Source organism: Sphingorhabdus sp. SMR4y (assembly GCF_002218195.1).
GTDB lineage: Bacteria > Pseudomonadota > Alphaproteobacteria > Sphingomonadales > Sphingomonadaceae > Parasphingorhabdus.
Genome location: NZ_CP022336.1, coordinates 1,858,494 through 1,878,253, shown reverse-complemented (window position 1 = coordinate 1,878,253; position 19,760 = coordinate 1,858,494). Strand labels below are relative to the sequence as shown.

At 59.8% G+C, this 19,760-nt stretch carries 20 protein-coding genes; 16 read left to right on the top strand and 4 right to left on the bottom strand.

Annotated features, from left to right (window positions below; all coding sequences use genetic code 11):
* Nucleotides 1–6 precede the first annotated feature (6 nt).
* Nucleotides 7–1,044, bottom strand: coding sequence for an FtsH protease activity modulator HflK (hflK, locus tag SPHFLASMR4Y_RS08935; RefSeq protein ID WP_089134791.1), 1,038 nt, complete (start codon nt 1,042–1,044; stop codon nt 7–9).
* A gap of 131 nt (nt 1,045–1,175) precedes the next feature.
* Between hflK and SPHFLASMR4Y_RS08930 the strand changes: the two genes are divergently transcribed.
* The 12 genes from SPHFLASMR4Y_RS08930 to SPHFLASMR4Y_RS08875 are packed head-to-tail and all read left to right on the top strand — an operon-like array spanning nt 1,176 to nt 11,598.
* On the top strand, nt 1,176–2,138 hold the full coding sequence (locus SPHFLASMR4Y_RS08930; protein ID WP_089133227.1) for an Mrp/NBP35 family ATP-binding protein: 963 nt from the start codon (nt 1,176–1,178) through the stop codon (nt 2,136–2,138).
* 17 nt (nt 2,139–2,155) lie between these two features.
* A complete protein-coding gene (locus tag SPHFLASMR4Y_RS08925; protein WP_089133226.1) occupies nt 2,156–2,578 on the top strand; it encodes a CoA-binding protein in 423 nt (140 codons plus the stop codon).
* A 4-nt stretch (nt 2,579–2,582) separates the two neighbouring features.
* Complete coding sequence (locus SPHFLASMR4Y_RS08920; protein ID WP_186265903.1) at nt 2,583–4,871, top strand: xanthine dehydrogenase family protein molybdopterin-binding subunit; 2,289 nt, start codon at nt 2,583–2,585, stop codon at nt 4,869–4,871.
* 3 nt (nt 4,872–4,874) lie between these two features.
* Nucleotides 4,875–5,882: a ferrochelatase gene (hemH, locus tag SPHFLASMR4Y_RS08915; protein ID WP_089133225.1), complete on the top strand. Its 1,008-nt coding sequence runs from the start codon at nt 4,875–4,877 to the stop codon at nt 5,880–5,882.
* Nucleotides 5,873–6,136: a ribbon-helix-helix domain-containing protein gene (locus tag SPHFLASMR4Y_RS08910; RefSeq protein ID WP_089133224.1), complete on the top strand. Its 264-nt coding sequence runs from the start codon at nt 5,873–5,875 to the stop codon at nt 6,134–6,136. The genes hemH and SPHFLASMR4Y_RS08910 overlap by 10 nt, the downstream gene beginning before the upstream one ends.
* A 9-nt stretch (nt 6,137–6,145) precedes the next feature.
* Nucleotides 6,146–6,523 carry a fluoride efflux transporter CrcB gene (crcB, locus tag SPHFLASMR4Y_RS08905; RefSeq protein WP_089133223.1) on the top strand — a complete coding sequence of 126 codons (378 nt, stop codon included), beginning with the start codon at nt 6,146–6,148 and terminating at the stop codon, nt 6,521–6,523.
* Nucleotides 6,430–7,809, top strand: a complete 1,380-nt coding sequence (locus SPHFLASMR4Y_RS08900) for an RluA family pseudouridine synthase (RefSeq protein ID WP_089133222.1) — start codon at nt 6,430–6,432, stop codon at nt 7,807–7,809. The genes crcB and SPHFLASMR4Y_RS08900 overlap by 94 nt, the downstream gene beginning before the upstream one ends.
* Nucleotides 7,809–8,444, top strand: a complete 636-nt coding sequence (locus SPHFLASMR4Y_RS08895) for an FMN-binding negative transcriptional regulator (RefSeq protein ID WP_089133221.1) — start codon at nt 7,809–7,811, stop codon at nt 8,442–8,444. The genes SPHFLASMR4Y_RS08900 and SPHFLASMR4Y_RS08895 overlap by 1 nt, the downstream gene beginning before the upstream one ends.
* Nucleotides 8,441–9,097 (top strand): HAD-IA family hydrolase, encoded by a 657-nt coding sequence (locus SPHFLASMR4Y_RS08890; RefSeq protein WP_089133220.1) that lies wholly within the window; start codon nt 8,441–8,443, stop codon nt 9,095–9,097. The genes SPHFLASMR4Y_RS08895 and SPHFLASMR4Y_RS08890 overlap by 4 nt, the downstream gene beginning before the upstream one ends.
* Nucleotides 9,094–9,405, top strand: a complete 312-nt coding sequence (locus tag SPHFLASMR4Y_RS08885) for a hypothetical protein (protein WP_089133219.1) — start codon at nt 9,094–9,096, stop codon at nt 9,403–9,405. Before SPHFLASMR4Y_RS08890 ends, SPHFLASMR4Y_RS08885 begins: the two co-directional genes overlap by 4 nt.
* Nucleotides 9,402–10,100, top strand: a complete 699-nt coding sequence (locus SPHFLASMR4Y_RS08880) for an ATP12 family chaperone protein (RefSeq protein WP_089133218.1) — start codon at nt 9,402–9,404, stop codon at nt 10,098–10,100. The genes SPHFLASMR4Y_RS08885 and SPHFLASMR4Y_RS08880 overlap by 4 nt, the downstream gene beginning before the upstream one ends.
* Nucleotides 10,101–10,155: 55 nt before the next feature.
* On the top strand, nt 10,156–11,598 hold the full coding sequence (locus SPHFLASMR4Y_RS08875; RefSeq protein ID WP_089133217.1) for an AMP nucleosidase: 1,443 nt from the start codon (nt 10,156–10,158) through the stop codon (nt 11,596–11,598).
* A 49-nt stretch (nt 11,599–11,647) separates the two neighbouring features.
* Here SPHFLASMR4Y_RS08875 and SPHFLASMR4Y_RS08870 read toward each other — a convergent pair whose 3' ends face one another.
* The 3 genes from SPHFLASMR4Y_RS08870 to SPHFLASMR4Y_RS08865 form a co-directional block, all read right to left on the bottom strand.
* On the bottom strand, nt 11,648–11,953 hold the full coding sequence (locus SPHFLASMR4Y_RS08870) for a GIY-YIG nuclease family protein (protein ID WP_089133216.1): 306 nt from the start codon (nt 11,951–11,953) through the stop codon (nt 11,648–11,650).
* Between the two features lie 153 nt (nt 11,954–12,106).
* On the bottom strand, nt 12,107–12,334 hold the full coding sequence (locus tag SPHFLASMR4Y_RS16900; RefSeq protein ID WP_145955509.1) for a DUF2283 domain-containing protein: 228 nt from the start codon (nt 12,332–12,334) through the stop codon (nt 12,107–12,109).
* Nucleotides 12,331–13,293, bottom strand: coding sequence for a tetratricopeptide repeat protein (locus SPHFLASMR4Y_RS08865; RefSeq protein WP_089133215.1), 963 nt, complete (start codon nt 13,291–13,293; stop codon nt 12,331–12,333). The genes SPHFLASMR4Y_RS16900 and SPHFLASMR4Y_RS08865 overlap by 4 nt, the downstream gene beginning before the upstream one ends.
* Before the next feature lie 288 nt (nt 13,294–13,581).
* Between SPHFLASMR4Y_RS08865 and SPHFLASMR4Y_RS08860 the strand changes: the two genes are divergently transcribed.
* The 4 genes from SPHFLASMR4Y_RS08860 (at nt 13,582) to SPHFLASMR4Y_RS08845 (ending at nt 19,687) form a co-directional block, all read left to right on the top strand.
* Nucleotides 13,582–15,984, top strand: coding sequence for a cyclic nucleotide-binding domain-containing protein (locus SPHFLASMR4Y_RS08860; RefSeq protein WP_260807147.1), 2,403 nt, complete (start codon nt 13,582–13,584; stop codon nt 15,982–15,984).
* Nucleotides 15,985–16,108: 124 nt separating this feature from the next.
* Nucleotides 16,109–16,990, top strand: coding sequence for a hypothetical protein (locus SPHFLASMR4Y_RS08855; protein WP_089133213.1), 882 nt, complete (start codon nt 16,109–16,111; stop codon nt 16,988–16,990).
* Between the two features lie 15 nt (nt 16,991–17,005).
* A complete protein-coding gene (locus tag SPHFLASMR4Y_RS08850) occupies nt 17,006–18,811 on the top strand; it encodes a cytochrome c3 family protein (RefSeq protein WP_089133212.1) in 1,806 nt (601 codons plus the stop codon).
* A gap of 27 nt (nt 18,812–18,838) precedes the next feature.
* Entirely contained in the window at nt 18,839–19,687 is an 849-nt protein-coding gene (locus SPHFLASMR4Y_RS08845; protein WP_089133211.1) for a phosphodiesterase, read from the top strand.
* Nucleotides 19,688–19,760 lie beyond the last annotated feature (73 nt).

Genomic DNA, 19,760 nt, shown 5'->3' with positions numbered 1-19,760 from the left:
GTCCCATTATTTGCCCTCCACGGTTGTTATCGCGGGTTGCTGCGCGCGTTTCTTCAACTCGGGTAAAGCGAGATAGGGGGTCACGCCCCGCGCCTCGACTACGGTCTTGTCAACTTTGGAAAGGACCCGTTCCATCGTTTCATAATACATGCGCTGGCGGGTCACGGTCGGGGCCAGCCGATATTCTTCGTAAACCTTGTCAAAGGCGGCGGATTCACCCTGTGCCTGCGCGGTTAGCTGCTGCGCATAGGCACGCGCTTCGTTGAGATAGGTCTGGGCTGTCTGCTGTGCGGCGGATACTTCCTTGAACGCGTCGTTGACCGCAGCCGGTGGATCGGCCTTCTTGATCGCGATACCGCGAATGACCACACCCGCGCCATAACCATCGAGCAACTGCTGCATATTCTGCTCCACCTGCTGCTCGATCTCGGTCCGTTCGGAACCGATCGTGTCGTCCAGCGTGAAATTGGCCACCGCTGCCCGCATTGCCGCTTCGGCGACTTCCTTGATCGTTTCTTCCGGTTCGGCGATCTGGAACAGGAACAGTTCCGGTGCCTTTATGTTCCAGCGTACCGAATAGGCGAGATCGACAATATTCTGGTCGCCGGTAAGGATCAGCTTTTCGGATTCCCCTTCCGGAATATCTATGGTCCGGATGTCCTCGACATCCAGCTTGATGACTTGCTCCAGCGGCGTGGGCAGCGAGAAATGCAGGCCAGGCTGCAGCGTACGGGAATAGGATCCTAGAAAAGTCACGACGCCGCGTTCCTGAGGACTGACGCGGTGGATGCTGGTCAGCAACACCCAAAGAACAATGAAGCCGATCGCCATGAGAGGCCACCAGGAGCGTCCGCCCGGGCGCTTGGGAATGCCGCCCCTGAAGCCGCCGCCAGTGCCCTTTTTGAACAGTTCCTCGAGAGAGCCGGCGCCTTTGCGGCCACCGCCGGACGAGCCGCCGGCGGGGTTGCCCCAGGGGTTGCGCGGACCACCGCCACTGCCGCCACCATTGCCGCCGTCGCCGTCATTGCCCCAAGGGCCGGCCATATTCAAAATTGAGCCCAAAATCGATTTGCGGCGTGCGTCACCGTTAATATTTTCATTCATAGTTTCTTTATAGGTAGCGCGCCGCCAGAAAAACAGTGTCAATCCGAGAAAAGTGTAACTATGTCGATCCGATGACTGATATTTCCACAATCGAAGCAGCGCTCGATGACGTTGCCAAGGGCCGTTTCAGCGCCGTAAAATTTACCGAAGGCCGGATCACTCTGGTGCTCAATGTTGGCGGGCTGGACGTGCGCGAGCGCGGCCAGATCGAGATTGCCGTGAAAGGCAAACTGCTGGCGCTGGACGGTATCGAGAAAGTCGATATCGCGATGACCGCAGAGAAGGTCGAGCGCCGCCTGATAGCCGTGGCCAGCGGAAAGGGCGGCGTCGGAAAGTCCACATTGTCCACCAATCTGGCAATTGCCATGCAGCAGCTCGGCCGCAAGGTCGGGATGGTTGATGCGGACATTTATGGTCCGTCCCAGCCGCGCCTGCTCCGCTGTGAAGGACAGCGGCCCGAAGCGGAAGGCAAGCAGTTGATTCCGGTGCCGAATGAATATGACGTGCCGGTATTGTCGATGGGGCATCTGGCCAAACCGGGACAGGCTATTGCCTGGCGCGGACCGATGGCCGGCAAGGCTTTGGAGCAACTGGTTGACGCGCATTGGGGGGATGTCGAGGAGCTGATCGTCGACATGCCGCCCGGTACCGGCGACGTGCAATTGTCGATGATGCAGCATCACAAGCCGGTGGGCGCGGTGATTGTGTCGACACCGCAGGATCTGGCACTGATGGACGCGACGCGTGCGGTTGATCTGTTCAACCAGGCCAAGATCCCGATCGTCGGCATGGTCGAGAATATGGCCGGCTATCAATGCCCGCATTGCGGTGAAGTCAGCGATCCCTTCGGGGCAGGCGGAGCGGAAGCGGCAGCGAAGACAATGGATATGCCGTTTCTCGGGCGAGTTCCTCTCGATATCGAAATTCGCAAATCCAGCGACGGCGGAATGCCACCGGCCTGTCGCGACGATGTGCACGGACAGGCTTTTCGTGATATTGCCCGAAAGCTGGCGACATGGCTGGATAATCAATAAGCAGGAAAGAGGGCGACATGCTGCTGGAAAATGATCAGGATATTACCGAATTGCTGACATCGACGCGGCGTATCGCGCTGGTCGGAGCTTCGGCAAAGCCCGAACGGGATAGCAACCGGATTCTCAAATTTCTTTTGGATCAGGGCTATGACGTGGTGCCAGTCAATCCCGGACTTGCCGGTCAGCAGTTGCACGGTCGGACAGTGGCAGGTTCCCTGACCGCGATTGGCGGCGAGATTGATATGGTTGATATTTTCCGCAATTCCGAAGCGGCGGGAGATGTCGTCGACGAGGCCATTGCAATCGGCGCGAAATCGGTGTGGATGCAACTTGGGGTGATAAATGAAGCGGCGGCACAGCGCGCGAGCCAAGCCGGTCTCGATGTTGTCATGGACCGTTGTCCGAAGATCGACATTCCGCGCTTGGGTCTGCTGAAATAAGTCGATGACGGCTGAACCTGACATTGCGCAGCCTGAAAAAACAGCGAACGGATTGAACCGTCGCAAATTCCTGATCGGTGGCGGCGCCCTTGGCGGACTACTGGTAGCCTGGGCGGTCTGGCCGCGCCGCTATGAGCCCAATGTCGCCGCGACCGAGAATGAACAGGTTTTCGGCGCATTTCTGAAAATAGCCGAGGACGGGCAGGTCACGGTGGTCGTGCCGCAAAGTGAAATGGGGCAGGGTGTCTACACGATATTGCCGCAAATATTGGCGGACGAGCTGGGGGCTGACTGGCGGACTGTCGCGGTAGAGCCGGCGCCGATCAACCCGCTCTACAGCAATATCCCGCTGGCCGAGCAATGGGCCGAAACGCTGTTGCCAACAGGTAGCGAAAAATTGGCGGAGAATGCCGTGGTCCGCTGGGTCGCGCAGAATGTTGCGATCCGCGAGCAGTTCATGATTACCGCTGATTCCACTTCCATCCCGGCTTTCGCGGCAAGTTTCCGCGAAGCAGGAGCGGCGGCGCGCGTCTTGCTGACCAAGGCGGCTGCGACCAGATGGGATGTTGCATGGGAAGCCTGTGCGGTGGAAAACGGCATTATCTCTAATGGTGAAAAGAACCTGCGGTTCGGCGAGCTGGTTCGCGATGCGGCAAGTCAGAGTCTGCCCGATCCCGTGCCGCTGCGGACAGCGGGAGCCGGCAGCCTGATCGGACAGGATGTGCCGCGTCTCGATCTGCCCAGCAAGCTTGACGGATCGGCCAATTTCGCCGGCGACGTCCGGATCCCGGACATGGTCTATGCCGCTATCAGGCAGGGGCCGATCGGAGAGACAAGACTGAAATCCTTCAACCGGGCCGGGGCTGGCAAGATCACCGGCTTTATCGACGTGGTCAAGGGCGACAAATGGATCGCGACGGTCGCAACCAACTGGTGGGCTGCCAACCGGGCGCTCGACAAGATCAGCCCGATTTTTGAAACCAGGGGTTTCATGGCCGAAAGCGACCGGATCGACGCATTGTTGAATGAGGCACTGGAAGACGGGCCGGGAACACGCTTCCTGTCACGGGGGGAAACCAAGGGCGCGTTCACCGGCGAAAACCTGTTTCGGGCGCGCTATCATGCCAATGCCGCGCTCCACGCACCGATCGAGACGCGGACCGCCACGGCAGAATATAAGGATGGCGGTCTGGAACTCTGGATGGCAACCCAGGCGCCGGTTGCAGCGGTGCAGGCGGCTGCCAGAGCGCTGGATATCCGGCAGGACCGGGTCACGCTATACCCGATGCTTAGCGGCGGTTCGTTCGACCGCAATCTTGACAATGAAATTGCCGCACAGGTTGCGCTGATCGCGAAACAGATGGGCCGGCCGGTGCAACTGGTCTGGTCTCGCGCAGAAGATATCATGCACGACCATTGCCGGGCACCGAGTCAGGCGCGGTTCGACGCCGCCATGGCCAAATCGGGCCGCGTGGAGGCGATGCAGATCAAGATCGCGGCCCCGCCATCGGCCCGGGAACAGGCGAAGCGCCTGTTTGACGGCATGGACGGGATTGAGGCGATGCGCGCTTCGATCGGTGAAACCGATAGCAAGGCGATCGCGGGGCTCGATATACCCTATGACATTCCCAATCTGACGGTCGACCATCATAGTGCCTTTGTCGGCGTGCCGACCGGCAACTGGCGCAGCAACGCCCACAGCAGCAATGTTTTCTATCTTGAATCCTTCATTGACGAACTGGCGGGAAAAGCCGGCGTCGAGCCCTTGTCCTTTCGCATGCAGATGATGAACAATGCGCCGAGACTGGCCCGCTGCCTGACCAGCGTCGCGGCCATGGCTGGATGGGACGGCGGTCTGGATCGCAGTGGTCAGGGAATCGCCTGTCACAGCATGCGCGGTGGACATATCGCGGTCATTGCAAGCGCCAGCAGAGGGGGCAGCGGCCTCGAGGTCCGCCGCATTTCGGCGAGCGTCGACATCGGCCGGATCATTCACCCCGATATTGCCAGGCAACAGATCGAGGGTGGCATTATCTTCGGCCTGGCGATGGCGCTGGGCAGCGCGACGCGTTTCGAAAAAGGGCTGCCAACGGCCAAGCGGCTGAGTGACCTGTCTTTGCCTCGGCTCGCCGAAATTCCGCCGATCCAGATAGAATTTGTCCGGAGCGAGGAGGAGCCTGCCGGTTATGAAGAGCTTGGTGTGCCGGCGGTAGCACCGGCGGTTGCCAACGCCCTGTACTCGGCAACCGGCGTGCGGCTCCGCCAATTACCACTTTTTGGGGAAGTATCTTAAATCATGCGCGAAACCGGACCATTGCCCAAGGATCATCCGCCCGTAGCGGCGAAGAAAATAGGCCTGTTGCTGGTCAATCTCGGCACCCCCGATGCGCCGGAAAAGAAAGCGGTCAAACGCTATCTCAAGCAGTTTTTGTCGGACAAGAGAGTGGTCGAGATACCCTCGATTGTCTGGCAGCCGATTTTACGCGGAATCATTCTCAACACCCGTCCGGCCAAATCCGCCGAGGCTTATGGCCTGGTCTGGACCGAGGATGGCTCGCCGCTGGCATCCTATACGCGCAAGCAGGCCGAAAAGCTCGTCCCCAAAATCGACGGGGTAATGGTCGACTGGGCGATGCGCTACGGCAATCCCAGCATAGCCTCCCGGCTGGATGCGATGAAGCAGGCAGGATGCGATCGCATATTGATCGCGCCGCTCTATCCGCAATATAGCGGCGCCACCACGGCCAGCGTGCATGACGCTGTCTTTGATGCGATTGCCGCTATGCGCTGGCAGCCGGCGATTCGGTTGCTACCCGCCTATCATGACGATCCGGCCTATATCGACGCGCTGGCGGCCAGTCTGGAACGCGATCTTGCTGCGCTGGATTTTGTCCCCGACGCGATCGTCGCCAGCTTTCACGGCATGCCCCAGCGGACGCTGGAACTGGGTGATCCCTATCATTGCCATTGCCAGAAGACCGCGCGGCTTCTGTCCGAAAAGGTCGGCCGGGAACTGGTCGTGGCGTTCCAGTCGCGTTTTGGCCGGGCCAAATGGCTCGAGCCGGCGACCGACACCACTCTGGAAGCGCTGCCCGGACAGGGAAAGAAAAATATCGCGATTTTTGCTCCAGGTTTCTCAAGCGATTGTCTGGAAACCTGCGAAGAGCTGGCGATCCGGGGCAAGGAGCAGTTTCAGGCGGCCGGCGGCGAGAGATTCGCCTATCTGCCCTGCCTGAATGACAGCGATATAGGAATGGAGATGCTGGAGGCGCTCGTCCGTCGGGAATTGTCCGGGTGGCTCTAGAAACGACCGAAATCTTCCATCCGCCGGTCAAGCGGAGCATCACCATCGCCGGGCATCAGACGTCGATTTCGCTGGAACCGCTGTTCTGGGACATGCTGAAAGCCGCGTCCGACGCGCGCGACCTGCCGGTCAATGCTCTGGTCGCCCGGATCGACGTCGAACGCATCGCCGCAGAGCAACCGCCGGGCCTGGCGACCGCCATCCGCTTGTGGCTGACCAATGATATGCTTGGAAAAACCGCGCAAGCCGACTAAGGGACGCCCATGAACGCTACCCTTCTTGTCATGGCAGGCGGTGCGATGGGTGCGGCGGGACGCTATCATCTCGGCCGACTTGTCTTTCACCTTGCTCCCGTGGGATACCCCATCGGAACGCTGGTGGCCAACGTGACTGGCGGTCTCTTGATGGGCGTGCTGGCCGGAGTGCTGGCGCGCGGTAGCTTTATCGACGAGCCGTGGCGGCTCTTGCTCGGCGTTGGCCTGCTGGGTGGTTTTACAACTTTTTCGGCCTTTAGTTTGGAAGTTCTCAATATGATCGAGCGCAGTCAATGGGGCGTCGCAATCGTCTATGCCCTGATCTCCGTGGTCGGTTCCGTGCTGGCCCTTTTTGCCGGCCTGATGGCCGTGAGGGCGCTGGCATGAGCGGCTTTGACCCCACAGCCGAGAGCGGCTCCGAGGAAGAAAAGCCGCAGGGCTCGACCAAGGAACAGATGCAGGCGCTGAAGACACTCGATGTCCGTCAGTTCACGATCTCCGCCGATGATGACGATATCCGGGTGGATCGCTGGTTCAAGCGGCACATGGAAGATGTCCCCTTCAACATTGTCTCGCGCTGGGCGCGGACCGGGCAGTTGCGGCTGGACGGTAAAAGAGTGTCCCCGGGTGACCGGGTCCAGGCCGGGCAGATCTTGCGCGTGCCGCCGCAGGAGATCGAGCGACCGGGCCGCGTTGCCAAGGCCAAGGCTGACCTGTCGCAGGACCAGATCGATTTTGCCCGGGAACTGGTGATTCACAAGGACAAGGCCGCAATCATCGTCAACAAGCCGCCGGGTCTGGCAACCCAGGGCGGCAGCAAGACAACGACTCATCTCGATGGCCTGCTCGATGCGCTGACCTTTGATGCCAAGTCCCGGCCGAAGCTGGTCCACCGGCTCGACAAGGACACCAGCGGGGCTATCCTGCTGGCCCGTTCGCCGGGCGCGGCTTCTTTCTTTTCCAAACGCTTTTCGGGCCGCGACGTTCGCAAGGTCTACTGGGCGATTGTGATGGGCGTGCCGGAAATTGCCGATGGCATGATCGACCTGCCGCTTTCCAAACAGCCGGGTTCCGGTGGCGAGAAAATGCACGTCGACGAGGAAAACGGTCAGTCGGCCAAGTCCCGTTACCGGATTATCGAACGCGCCGGTAACCGGGCCTGCTGGGTGGAATTGCAACCCTATACCGGACGCACCCACCAGCTGCGCGTCCATATGGCCGCGATCGGCCACCCGATTGTCGGCGACGGAAAATATGGCGGCAAGGACGCTTTCCTGACCGGCACGATCAGCCGCAAGATGCATCTGCACGCTCGCCGGTTGCGGATCGAGCATCCGGACGGGCACACGCTCGACGTCAGTGCAGATCTGCCTGCACATTTTGCTGAAACCGTGGACAATCTCGGGCTCGATTTGCTGCTCGGCGATCTGCCGCTTGACGAGAAGAAGCCGGGTGGCAAGCTGGTCCGCAAGCAGCAGGCCAGAGCGCATGCCAAGCAGATCCGCAAGGACAAGCGCGGCGAACGTCGCGGTCGCGGAGAGGTCACGGGCAAGCCGACGAAAGCCGGCAAGCCAACCAAGCGCGAACGGCCCAATGCCGGCAAGGCCACGCACAAGAAAAACATGCCGCACAAGGCAAAAGTCAAACAGGCGCTGCGCAAGAAGCCCAGATAATGCATCCCGATCCTGCCTTCCGATGGCCCAAATCCGCCAATAATCACCACGACGCCGACGAGCGGGCCGCGCTCGAGGCGATGATTGCCAATATCGGCTTCGGGATGGTCTTTGCCGAGACGCCGGACGGGCCCAGGGTGGCGCATGTTCCGCTTTTTTCAACCGGCGACGGAGCGCTGCAGTTCCATCTGTCGCGCGGCAATGCGCTGACCCGCCATATTGCCGGGCACAGGGCGCTGTGTGTGATCAACGGACCCGATGCCTATATCAGTCCGGACTGGTATGAAATGGACGATCAGGTGCCGACCTGGAACTATCTGGCACTGGAGCTTGAGGGCACAGTCCGGCAGATGGAACGCGAAGGGCTGATCAGCCTGCTTGACGATCTGGCAGAGCAGAATGAAGCGAAACTGGCACCGAAAACGCCATGGCATCGCGACAAGATGGACGCCGCGAAATTCGACCGGATGGTCGATGCAATTGTCGGCTTTGAAATGGAAATATTGGCCTGGCGCCCGACCGCCAAGCTCGGCCAGAACAAGCCGGCCGCGGCACGAGAAAATGCTGCCGCTGCACTGGAGGCCGTCGGTCGACGGGCGATGGCCCATTTGATGCAGGAATTCGGAGAAACATGAGCAACAAGCTAGCCCTGTTCGATTGCGACGGCACGATGGTCGACAGCCAGGCGAATATCTGCGCCTCGATGGATCAGGCCTTCGCGAAACACGGTCTGGTTCCGCCCGATCATCATCGGGTGCGGCGGATTGTCGGTCTCAGCCTGATCGAGGCGGTATCACAACTGCTCCCGGAAGGCGACGAACAGACTGTGGCGGCGGTAACCCAGAGCTATAAGGACGGGTTTTTCGAATTGCGCCAGGCGGGCGGCGTGCATGAACCCCTTTATGAGGGATTGCTCGAGACATTGGAAGAATTGGAGGCATCCGGCTGGGTCCTCGGTGTAGCCACCGGCAAGTCGGATCGCGGACTGCACCATGTGCTGGAAACCCATGGTCTGCTCAACCGCTTTGTAACCTTGCAGACGGCGGATCGCCACCCCTCCAAGCCTCATCCCGCCATGGTGGAACTGGCAATGGCGGAAGCCGGGGCGACGCCCCATACGACGGCGATGATCGGCGACACCAGTTTCGACATGGCGATGGCCGTCAATGCCAAAGTGCGGCCGGTCGGGGTCGACTGGGGCTATCATGACGAGCATGAACTGCGCGATGCCGGTGCGGAAATAGTGGCGGCCTCCATGGCGGATCTGAGTGGAATATTGAACCGATGAGCGAGCCGATTGACGACCTGGACGAGCGGGACGACTATATTCCGGACCCGGAGAAGGAAAAGCAGGCGAAAGCCGTGCACTGGCTGATCAGTATCATCCGCCTGCTTGGCGTGGTGCTGGTGATGCTGGGGCTGACGATCGCGCTCGACAAGCTGCCGCCGGTTCCGGGTCCTGCCGGCTATGTGCTGATCATTCTCGGTCTCGCCCAAATGTGGGTCCTGCCGGTCTGGATCATCCGCAAATATATTCGCGCGCGGGTTGCTGAAGAGGAAATGGCGAAAGCCGCAGAAGGCGCGAACGGTCCATGAAGCGCTTCTACAACGACGTGTCGGTGTCCCCATCCGGTGACGCTATCGCTATCCTGCTCGACGGCAGGCCGATGAAGACACCGCAGCGTAATGCGCTGGCGGTTCCGAATTCCGCTCTTGCCGATGCGATTGCCGCGGAATGGGCGGTGCAGGAAGAGGATATTGTGCCGGCTTCGATGCCGCTGACAGCGCTGGCCCAAGGCGCGCTGGACCAGGTCGGCAGGGAACGTGCGCGTATTGTTGGCCGGATTGCGGCTTTTGCCGATAGCGACATGCTCTATTATCGGGCCGATGAAGGGCAACAGGCGTTGATCGATCATCAGGCGGACCATTGGGATCCGCTGCTGGAATGGGCTCGGCAACGCTATGATGTCGGCTTCAACCTGATCCATGGCATCCGTTACCAGGCGCAGCCCGAAGAAACCGTTGCCCGTCTGACCGCTGCGGTGGAGGCGCAGCCCGATTTTGTCGTGGCGCCCATGTTGTCGCTTGTCGGTCTGTCCGGTTCGCTGGTCGCGACTTTGGGACTGGTAGAACAGCGCTACGACACGGCTACGCTCTGGCCGCTGGTCAATCTCGAGGAGCTTTGGCAGGAACAACAGTGGGGGCGGGATGACCAGGCCGTTGCCCTGCGGGATCGCAAGCAGGCCGAATTCGAGGCAGCGGCCCGCTTTCTTGATCTTTCCCGTACTTAATTTTTCCCTTTGGTGCATTTTTCCGTTAAAGGGCTGAAACTGTAACGGAGACTACATGACAACCCAATCCACTTTATGCGCCACGCCCGCGGAAGCCGTGGCCATGCTTGAAAAATTATACGCCGAACAGATTGAAATCACCGCCGCGCGCTTTCGCCGCTATGCGACATCGAAATTGTCGAAAGACGATCGCCAGCAAGGCCTCTATCCGCAAATCAGCGTCGAAATTCCCGCTGACCAGGCGACCGAGACCAGTCATCTGGCGTCCGGTCATCTGGCCGATATCAACACCTATCGCACGACGATAACCGAACCCCGGCTTTACCGGCGCTATCTGCTCGACCAGCTGGAACGGATCGCCGCGACCTTTACCGCCAAGATCCGGGTGGAATTGTCCGACACGCCGATTCCGCTGGCCTTCGCGCTGGAAGATGCCGGCGCTGGTCTGGATCGCGCGAAAAAGGAAAAACTGCCCAATTATTTCCACACGCCCAACCTGGTCAAGACCAATGACGAGATCGTCGACGGCGGCCAGATCTTCCAGGGTGAGGAAGCTTCCGCTCTGGCCCTGTTCACCGCCGAGAGGGTCGATTATTCGCTGCACCGCATCCGCCATTATTGCGCGACCGATCCGGAACATTTCCAGCCCTTCATCCTGTTCACCAACTATCAGCGCTATGTCGACGAGTTTATCGAATATGGCCTGAAGGAAGTAACGTCGGGCAAGGCAACGATGCTGGTCGAGCCGGGCAACCGGATCACCGGCCAGGACGGCAAGCCTTCCGCGCCGCCGATCGCCAAGCCACCGCAGATGCCGGCCTATCATCTGGTCCGCAGTGATGGCCGGCCGGGCGTGACATTGGTCAATATCGGTGTCGGTCCGAGCAATGCCAAGACGATCACCGACCATCTCGCGGTGCTGCGCCCGCATGTCTGGCTGATGATCGGTCATTGCGGCGCACTCCGCCGGACCCAACGGCTCGGTGACTATGTCCTCGCCCACGCCTATTTGCGCGACGACAACGTGCTCGATGATGTCCTGCCGCCGAGTATCCCGTTGCCGACCATCGCAGAAGTGCAACTGGCGCTGACCGAGGCGGTTCAGGCGGAAACCGGGATCGACAAGTCGCAGCTCAAGCAGCATCTGCGCACCGGAACCGTCGTCACCACCGGCGACCGTAACTGGGAGCTGCGCTTCGAACAGATTGCCCGGCGCCTCAACCAGTCCCGTGCCATCGCCATCGACATGGAAAGCGCGACGGTCGCCGCCAATGGCTACCGCTACCGCGTGCCGTACGGGACGCTGTTATGTGCGTCGGACAAGCCGCTGCACGGCGAGATCAAGCTGCCCGGCATGGCCGATGCCTTTTACCAGGAACGGGTCGGCCAGCATCTGGCCATCGGCCTGCGCGCGATCGATCTGCTGGCCCAAGAGGCGGATGAGGGGACGCTCCACAGCCGCAAGCTCAGGAGCTTCGGCGAGCCGCTGTTCCGGTAGTGTGTATTCGTCATGCTGAACTTGATTCAGCATCCAGAGCGTCGCAGAGTCACTCCAATGGTTCAAATCCAAAATTTTCCGCCAAATCCAGCCATTGGGGATTACTCTTTTCAATCAAAGCAAGTTTCCATTCACGCCGCCACGCCTTGATCTGCTTTTCTCGGGAGATTGCGGATTCCATGGTTTCATGGATCTCGAACCAGACGAGCCGGTTCACAGCGTAGCGCGCTGTGAAGCCTTTGGTGACCTTCTCACGATGTTGATAAATTCTTCGCTCCAGCGCGCTTGTTACACCAACGTAGATGGTTCCGTTGCGCTGGCTGGCCATGATATAGACGGCGGGTATTTTGGGCATGATGCAACTTGTTCCACCCTGGATGCTGAATCAAGTTCAGCATGACGAAAGACTTTGATGGTTGCGGTCACACCCACCCGTCGCCCCCGACGGCAAAACCGTCATTCCAAACTTGATTGGGAATCCAGAGCGGGAGTGAGCCATCTGGATCGTTCATTCATCATAGGTCAGGATTTCGATCGAAATGGGATTTTCATCTTTATCGAAATCGAGGAAAATCTCGATATCTCTACCCAAATTGACATGCTCGCTAAGTTTCAGCTGTTTTTTAGCAATGCCAGGCTGAGCTTTTTTTGGGTGCGCGGGTAGTTGAATGAACGCGAGATTTTCGTCATCATTCGCGTAGAAGGTAAATCGACCTTTTCTCGAACGCGACTTCACCCCCCAACCCCCAGCGCCGCCGCTGCTTCGCGGATCCGCTTCGCTTCCGCGCCATCATTCTTGAACGCCTTCAGCCCCCGATCCAGCGCCTGCCTGGCCTGTGCCGTCTGGCCCAGTTGCATGCGGCTGCGGATCAGCATGATCCAGCCGTTGGCATCGTTCGGATTGGCCTGCAGGCGCTTGTCGAGGCCGTCGACCATATTGGCGATCATCGCTTCCTGCTGGCCGGGGGGCAGGGCGGCGGCTTCCTGCATCTGCTGGCGGGTGGGGCCGGGGATAGCCGCAGTTGCCACCGCAGGGCCGTCCGTGGTGATGCCGCCGGTTGGCGGAGCGGGCGTGGCTTTCGCCAGACGGGCCTTCACATCGATACCCTCATTTTCCGCCACCTGTCCGATAACACGCCGGATATCGGCGGCATAAGGTGCGTCGGCCGGTGTGTCCTCGAGCAAGGCAAACCAGTCATTGATTGCGCCCCTGTGGTCTCCGGCCATGTCTTTTTCCACCGCCAAAAAATAGCGCGCGCGCGGGTCTTTCGGGTCATGCTTCAGGGCATTGCGGAATGCGGCCGCAGCGTCCGCCGGCACTTGCTGTCCGTTGCTGGTCATCACCAGAGCTTCGCCGAGCATCGACCAATATTCCGGATTATCCGGGTCGAGCGTGGTGGCGCGTTTCATCGCGGTGGCGGATTCGGCAAATTTCCCGGTTTCAAAATAGCTCCAGCCGAGCATCCGCCAGCTTTCGGCATCGTCGGGATTGTCCTGCAGCTTTTTTTCCAGTCCGTCGATCACCTCATCGACGCTGGGCGCCGTTTCGGTCTCGGCTGCAGCGAGAGCGGTGCTGGTAGCGCTCTCGTCATTCATGCTGCGATAGATCTGCACCCCGACCGCTGCCAGCGCCAGCAAGGCGGCGATGATGAGCGCGATGCGGCTGATATTCATCGGTGGAGCTGATTTCGCCATGGTCTGTCCTCAAGCTGTTTTATAGGATCATATTCCCGCGCAGGGATAAGCAGCCCCGGCCTGCCTGACAAGCGCCGAGATGGCTGTGACATTTTGCACTGGCAATGAAGAGGCTTTTTGGTAAGATACTGCCAAAGTTCAATCTTTTGGGTCGCGCTATAGCCGAATTACAAGCTGAACCGGATCGCATTGACGTATGAGGGTGCGTCGATCGGGGGAAGCAGAGGGGGAAGCAAGCGCGTGTCGGACAAGTTTCGTGTAGTCATCATCGGGTCCGGGCCAGCGGGCATGAGCGCGGCTGGGCGCGCTGCGCAGCTGAAGCTGAAACATGTGCTGCTCGAGAAAACCGACCATCTTTCCGATACCATATTCAAATATCAGAAGGGCAAGCATGTCATGGCGACGCCGAGCCAGCTGGTGCTGCGCTCGGACATGGATTTCGATGCGGGCAAGCGCGAGGCGATTCTCGGCACCTGGGATGAGCAGACCGCAGAGCGCGGCGTCAATGTCATGTATAATGCCGAGCCGGTGAAGATCGAAGGTGAGGAAGGCAATTTCACGCTGACCCTGAAAAATGGCGATAGGGTGCAGGCGGAAACGATCGTCATGGCGATCGGAACCCAGGGCAATCCCAATTTGATGCGCTGCCCCGGCGGCGACAACAAGATGGTGCAATATCAGCTCGACGACCCCGGCGAATATTATGACGAGCATATCACGGTGATCGGCTCGGGCGACGCGGGAATCGAGAATGCGCTCGGTCTGGCGGCGGATGCGGCGCAGAATAATGTCGTCACCATCCTCAACCGCTCGGCCGAATTTGCCCGGGCCAAGAAAGCCAATGTGAAGCTGCTGATGGAAGCCGGCGAGCAGGGCAAGGTGATGATTCGCAACGAGACCACGCCGGCCGAGGTCAGGGACGGCGAGCTGGTGCTGGAAACCCGTGACGGGCAGGAAGTGATCAAGTGCGACCGGATCATCGCGCGCATGGGCAGCGCGCCGCCGCGCAAATTTGTCGAAGAATGCGGGATCGAATTTACCAGCGAGGACCGCGAGGCCTACCCCAAATTGTCGCCGGCCTTCGAAAGCACCAAGAAGGGCATTTATGTCATTGGCGCGCTTGCCGGCTATCCGCTGATCAAGCACTGCATGAACCAGGGCTATGATGTCATCGAGTTCATCAACGGCAACACCGATCTGAAACCGGCCGACGAGCCGATACTCGAAGCCAAATTTGCCAATCTGCCAAAGGGGCGGACCGTCGACGAATGGCTGGAATTTTTCCGTTCCAACGTGACCATCCTCAACGACCTGTCACCGCTGCAGATGCGCGAATTCATGCTCGACAGCGAGCCGCAAAGCTATGGCCGGGGCGAGGTCATTTTCGAACGAAACGATCCGGGAAGCTCGCTGTTTGCCATTGCCCAGGGCTCGGTCGCAGTGGAAATCAATCCGGACGACCCGTCGATCACCGTGCCGATCGAGCAAGGCTCGATCTTTGGCGAGGTCGGCCTGATCTCGGGGCGTCGCCGCGGCGCGACAATCAAGGCGGCCGAGGATGTCATCGTGGTGGAAATTCCACGCACTGCGGCGCTAAAACTGCAGGCGTCGGTGCCCGCTGCAAAACGCGCCATCACTCGCATTTCCACCGAGCGGCAATTGTTGCAGATGTTCGGTTCGGGCCTGACCAGGGAAGATATTGCCGAAGTCGTGGAATCCAGCGAGATCGTCAACGTCCGCGCCGGCGAAGCGATCATCGAGGAAGGCGGCGAGGGCAACGACATTTATGTCATCCGTGTCGGATCGATGGTGGTCGAGAAACAGATCGGCGGCAAACCGGTGTTCCTTTCCTATCTGCCGGCCGGCTCCTATGTCGGCGAAATGACATTGATTGCCGGAGGCTATCGCACCGCGACGGTCAAGGCGGCGATCAAGTCGGAAGTCATCAAGATCAACGGCGACGCGTTCAAGAAAGTGCTCGACGCCCATCCGGACCTGATGCGCAAGGCCAAGATGGAAATGGCCGCGCGACAGGATGTCAACGCCTTCGTCGAGGCGAAGAAGGACAGTTTCTCGGGCGTGGTCGACATGTATTCCGGCATTGCCAATTTCCTTGTCGACAATGGCATTGGCGAGGCCACGGATGTGCTGCTGATCGACGAGAATCTGTGCGTCGGTTGCGACAATTGCGAGAAAGCCTGCGCCGACAGCCACGAAGGCCTGTCGCGTCTCGATCGCGAGGCCGGGAAAACCTATGCGCATCTCCATGTTCCGACCAGTTGCCGCCATTGCGAGCATCCGCACTGCATGTCTGATTGTCCGCCCGATGCCATCCATCGCGGTCCCGATGGCGAAGTATTCATCGATGACAGCTGTATCGGCTGCGGCAATTGCCAGCGCTATTGCCCCTATGGCGTGATCCGTATGGACAAGGTGCCGCCGAAGAAACCGGGCCTGCTCAGCTGGCTGTTTTTCGGCGCCGGTCCCGGACCGGGCGAGCCGGACAAGATATGGAGCGCCGAGCATAGCGATCCATCGGTGGAGAAGCCGAAGAAAGCGATCAAGTGCGACATGTGCGCCGGAATCAATGGCGGTCCCGCCTGCGTGCGCGCCTGCCCGACCGGAGCGGCCATCCGCGTGGCACCGGAAGAATTTCTCACCGTCGCCAAGCTGGAAGGGGAAGAGCTGTGATGTCGGGGCTTTCTAATCATGCCGTTCGTGCTGAGCTTGTCGAAGCACAGATGGCAAGACGCGGTGCTTCGACAAGCTCAGCACGCACGGTCCAAGAGCTCGCAGCAATGGGGGGATCCCTATAATGGCCAGCAATGCCATCCCGGCCCCCTCCGGCCGCAAGAAAGTCGCAATGCACGACGGTTTCCTGAAACATGCAGGTTTCCGCTGGCTGAAAATATCCTCTGCGATCATGATGGTCTGCATCGTCAGCTATCTGCTTGTCGACGTGTCGCCGCGGCATAACGGCGGCAGCTGGTACGGCTATACGCTCGGCACGATCGGCGCGCTGCTGATCCTGTGGCTTACTATGCTGGGCGTGCGCAAGCGGGCGATGACACCGGGTCAGTGGTCGCTCAAGGCCTGGACCTCTGCGCATATCTATCTCGGCCTCAGCCTGATCGTGATCGGTACTTTGCACACCGGGTTCCAGCTCGGCTGGAATATCCACACCGCCGCCTATCTGTTCATGATGATCGTGATCATTTCCGGCATCGTCGGAATCTATTTCTATGTGACCATCCCGAAGGCGCTGTCGGACAATCGCGACGAGATGACCGAGACCGAAATGCTCGAGAATCTCCGCTCTCTCGACCGGCAGCTGCACGAAGCAGCGCAGCCGCTTTCGGCGGAACATGCCACGCTGGTGCTCCAGTCGCTGGAACAGGATCCCTTCGGCGGCGGCTTCTTCCGCCGTATTTCCGGGAAATATCCCGATTGTGCCACCCGCCAGGCGCAGGCCGACTTGCGCCGCGAGAGGGCCTATCAGCCGAAAATGGGCGGCGATGATCCGCTCGACAAGGTGGAGGCCCTGCTCGAGAAGAAGGAATCCACATTGGGCCGCGTCCGCCGCCATCTGAAGCTCAAGGCGATGCTGCAGGTCTGGCTCTATATTCATGTTCCGATGACTTTTGCGCTGATCGCTTCGCTCACCGCGCATATCATCAGCGTATTTTTCTACTGGTAGGATGGAGAGCCCAATATGACCTTCATTGTTCGCCAGATCACAACCACAGCCGCCGGCCGGGATATTACCCGGTCCAAACCTTTCCCGGCGGATGAAATCGGGGTCGGCCGCAGCACCACCAACGCGATTCATCTGCCCGACCTTGCGGTTAATCCGGATCATGCCGTCATCCGCAAGCGCGACGACGGGCAGATCATTGTCGAAAGCACGTCCGGCCAGAATTTTACCCTCGACGGGCAACACCGAATATCGGTCACCATCGATCCGTCTGCCGGTGCCGAACTCGGCTTTGGTGGCCATGTCATCGTCGTCAGCGAAGAGGGCGATGATATCGTCCTGACGGTCAAACGGGTCGAGGCCTTGTCTGATTCCGCCGAAACACGCAGCGAGTCGACGATTTACACGCTCAAGGGTCTGCTGCCGGGTAAACGGGTCAGCGCCTGGGGGTTCATCGCCCTGGTTCTGGTCGCCTTCCTGGCCTGGCCAATCTATACTTGGGCAACCTGGCGCGGGGTTGAGGAACGGCCCGACCAGTTCCATGCCGACACCATGTGGTCAGCCGGCGCGCTGAGCAGCGCGCATCACGGGCTGGAGCAGGATTGTCAGGCCTGTCATGTCGACGCTTTTGTCACCGTGCAGGACAAGACCTGTCTCACCTGCCACGAGGATGATGCGCATGACCATGCCGCCAAGCCACGGCTGCTGACCGCGCGTGGCGAGCCGGAAGGTTTCGGCAAAATCGGTGCCGCTTTTGCCTCGGCGTTCAACAAGCCGCCGGGCAGGTGTGTCGAATGTCACAGCGAGCATGAGGGAGCCGGTGCTATGGAACCCACTGCGCAAAAATTCTGCGCGGATTGTCACAACGGGATGGATGCACGGTTGACCGATACAAAACTGGAAAATGCGTCGGACTTCGGCATCGAACATCCGCAATTCCGGCCTGCTGTGCTGGTCAGCCCGGGGGGCAAGGATCCGCTGCGCCAGCGCGTTTCGCTGGATGACAAGCCGACCGAGAATAATGGTCTCAAATTCCCCCATGACCTGCATCTGTCGAAGATCGGCGGTGTCGCGCAAATGGGCCGGCGCCTCGCGGCGGATTATGGTTTTGGCCCCTCGCTGGTCTGCAAGGATTGCCATACGCCCGATCCCAAGGGGGTGCGTTTTGAGCCGGTCGACATGAAAGAAGACTGCAGCATGTGCCACAGCCTTGCCTTTGATGAGATTGGCGGCACGGTGCGGACCTTGCGGCATGGTGAACCGGCGATGGTGCAGGCCGATCTCAGGGCCTATTACAGGTCCACCGGCCCGGCCCGGCCGATCAATCTTGGTGGAATGAAGCGCCGCCGTCCGGGCGAAAGCAACGACATCCGAGTTGCCAGCGATTACGCTCGCGCCGTTCGCTTCCGGCCGAGCCGTGCGAATCTGGCGATCAGCGAGGTGTTCTCGCGGGGCGGGGCCTGTTTCGACTGTCACGGCGTCACTCCCCCGACCGCACGCGGTCGGGTCGACTATGGCATAAAGCCGGTGACCCAGACCGACCGATATATGCGCAAGGGCTGGTTCAGCCATGACGCCCATAAAGAAGAAACTTGCGAAAGCTGTCACGATGCACCGGCGTCCAAGCAGGCCACCGATCTGTTGCTGCCGGGCATCAAGACCTGCCGCGAATGCCATGGCGGCGAATTCCAGGAAGCGTCCGACGTACCGTCGACCTGCGCCATGTGTCATGATTACCATGCTGATGACGGAGCACCCTGGCTGATCAAGGAACAACAGAAAGACAAACAGGCAAAGCCGGAGAAACAGATTGCCCGGCGCTAGGGCAGAGGAAAAAAGGGGAGGGCGTCTATGTTAATGGCGCAGATCACGGATATTCATCTGGGCTTTGACCCCGACAATCCGGCAGAATTCAACCGCAAGAGGCTCGATCAGGCGATCAAGGCGATTTGCGCGATGACTCCGCAGCCCGATCTGTTGCTGGCAACCGGTGATCTGGTGGACCGAGGCGATCAGGAAAGCTATCAGCGGCTGCAAAATGCCCTGTCCGTTGTGCCTTTTCCGGTGCACATGTGTCTCGGCAATCACGACCTGCGGGCGCCGTTCCACAAACAGTTTCCCGATGTTCCGGTCCCTGACGGCTTTGTCCAATATGAGGTCGATACGCCGGAGCTGCGGCTGCTGTTTCTCGACACGCTGGAAGAGGGGCGCCACGGCGGCGCTTTTTGTGAGACCCGTGCCGCCTGGCTTTCCGCGCGCCTGTCGGAGCAGCCGGACAAGCCGGTCATCCTGATCCTCCACCATCCGCCGGTCGAGAGCGGAATCGAGTGGATGACTACCCATCCGGAAGAGCCCTGGGTCAGCCGGCTGGCGGAAACGGTGGCGGGTCATGACCAGGTCAAGGGCATGATAACCGGCCATCTGCACCGCAATATCTCCACCTGGTGGGGCGATATCAGTCTGGCAATCTGCGCATCGACAGCGCCGCAGGTGGCGCTGGATCTCAGCCCGATCGATCCGGACGTCCCCGATGGCCGCAACATGATCGTCGCCGACCCGCCGGCCATCGCCCTGCATTACTGGAACGGCCGGCAACTGGTCAGTCATTTCGAAAATGCCGAAGAGCATGTCATGCTCGCTCGCTATGACGAGAATCTGCAACCCCTGGTCCGGGCGCTGCTGGCCGAGAGGCCGCAATAAGCGGATATTCCGATGTCGTTCATCGGCAATAAACAGTCGTTCGTCTAATAATTGATTTCCAACGCAACCTTTT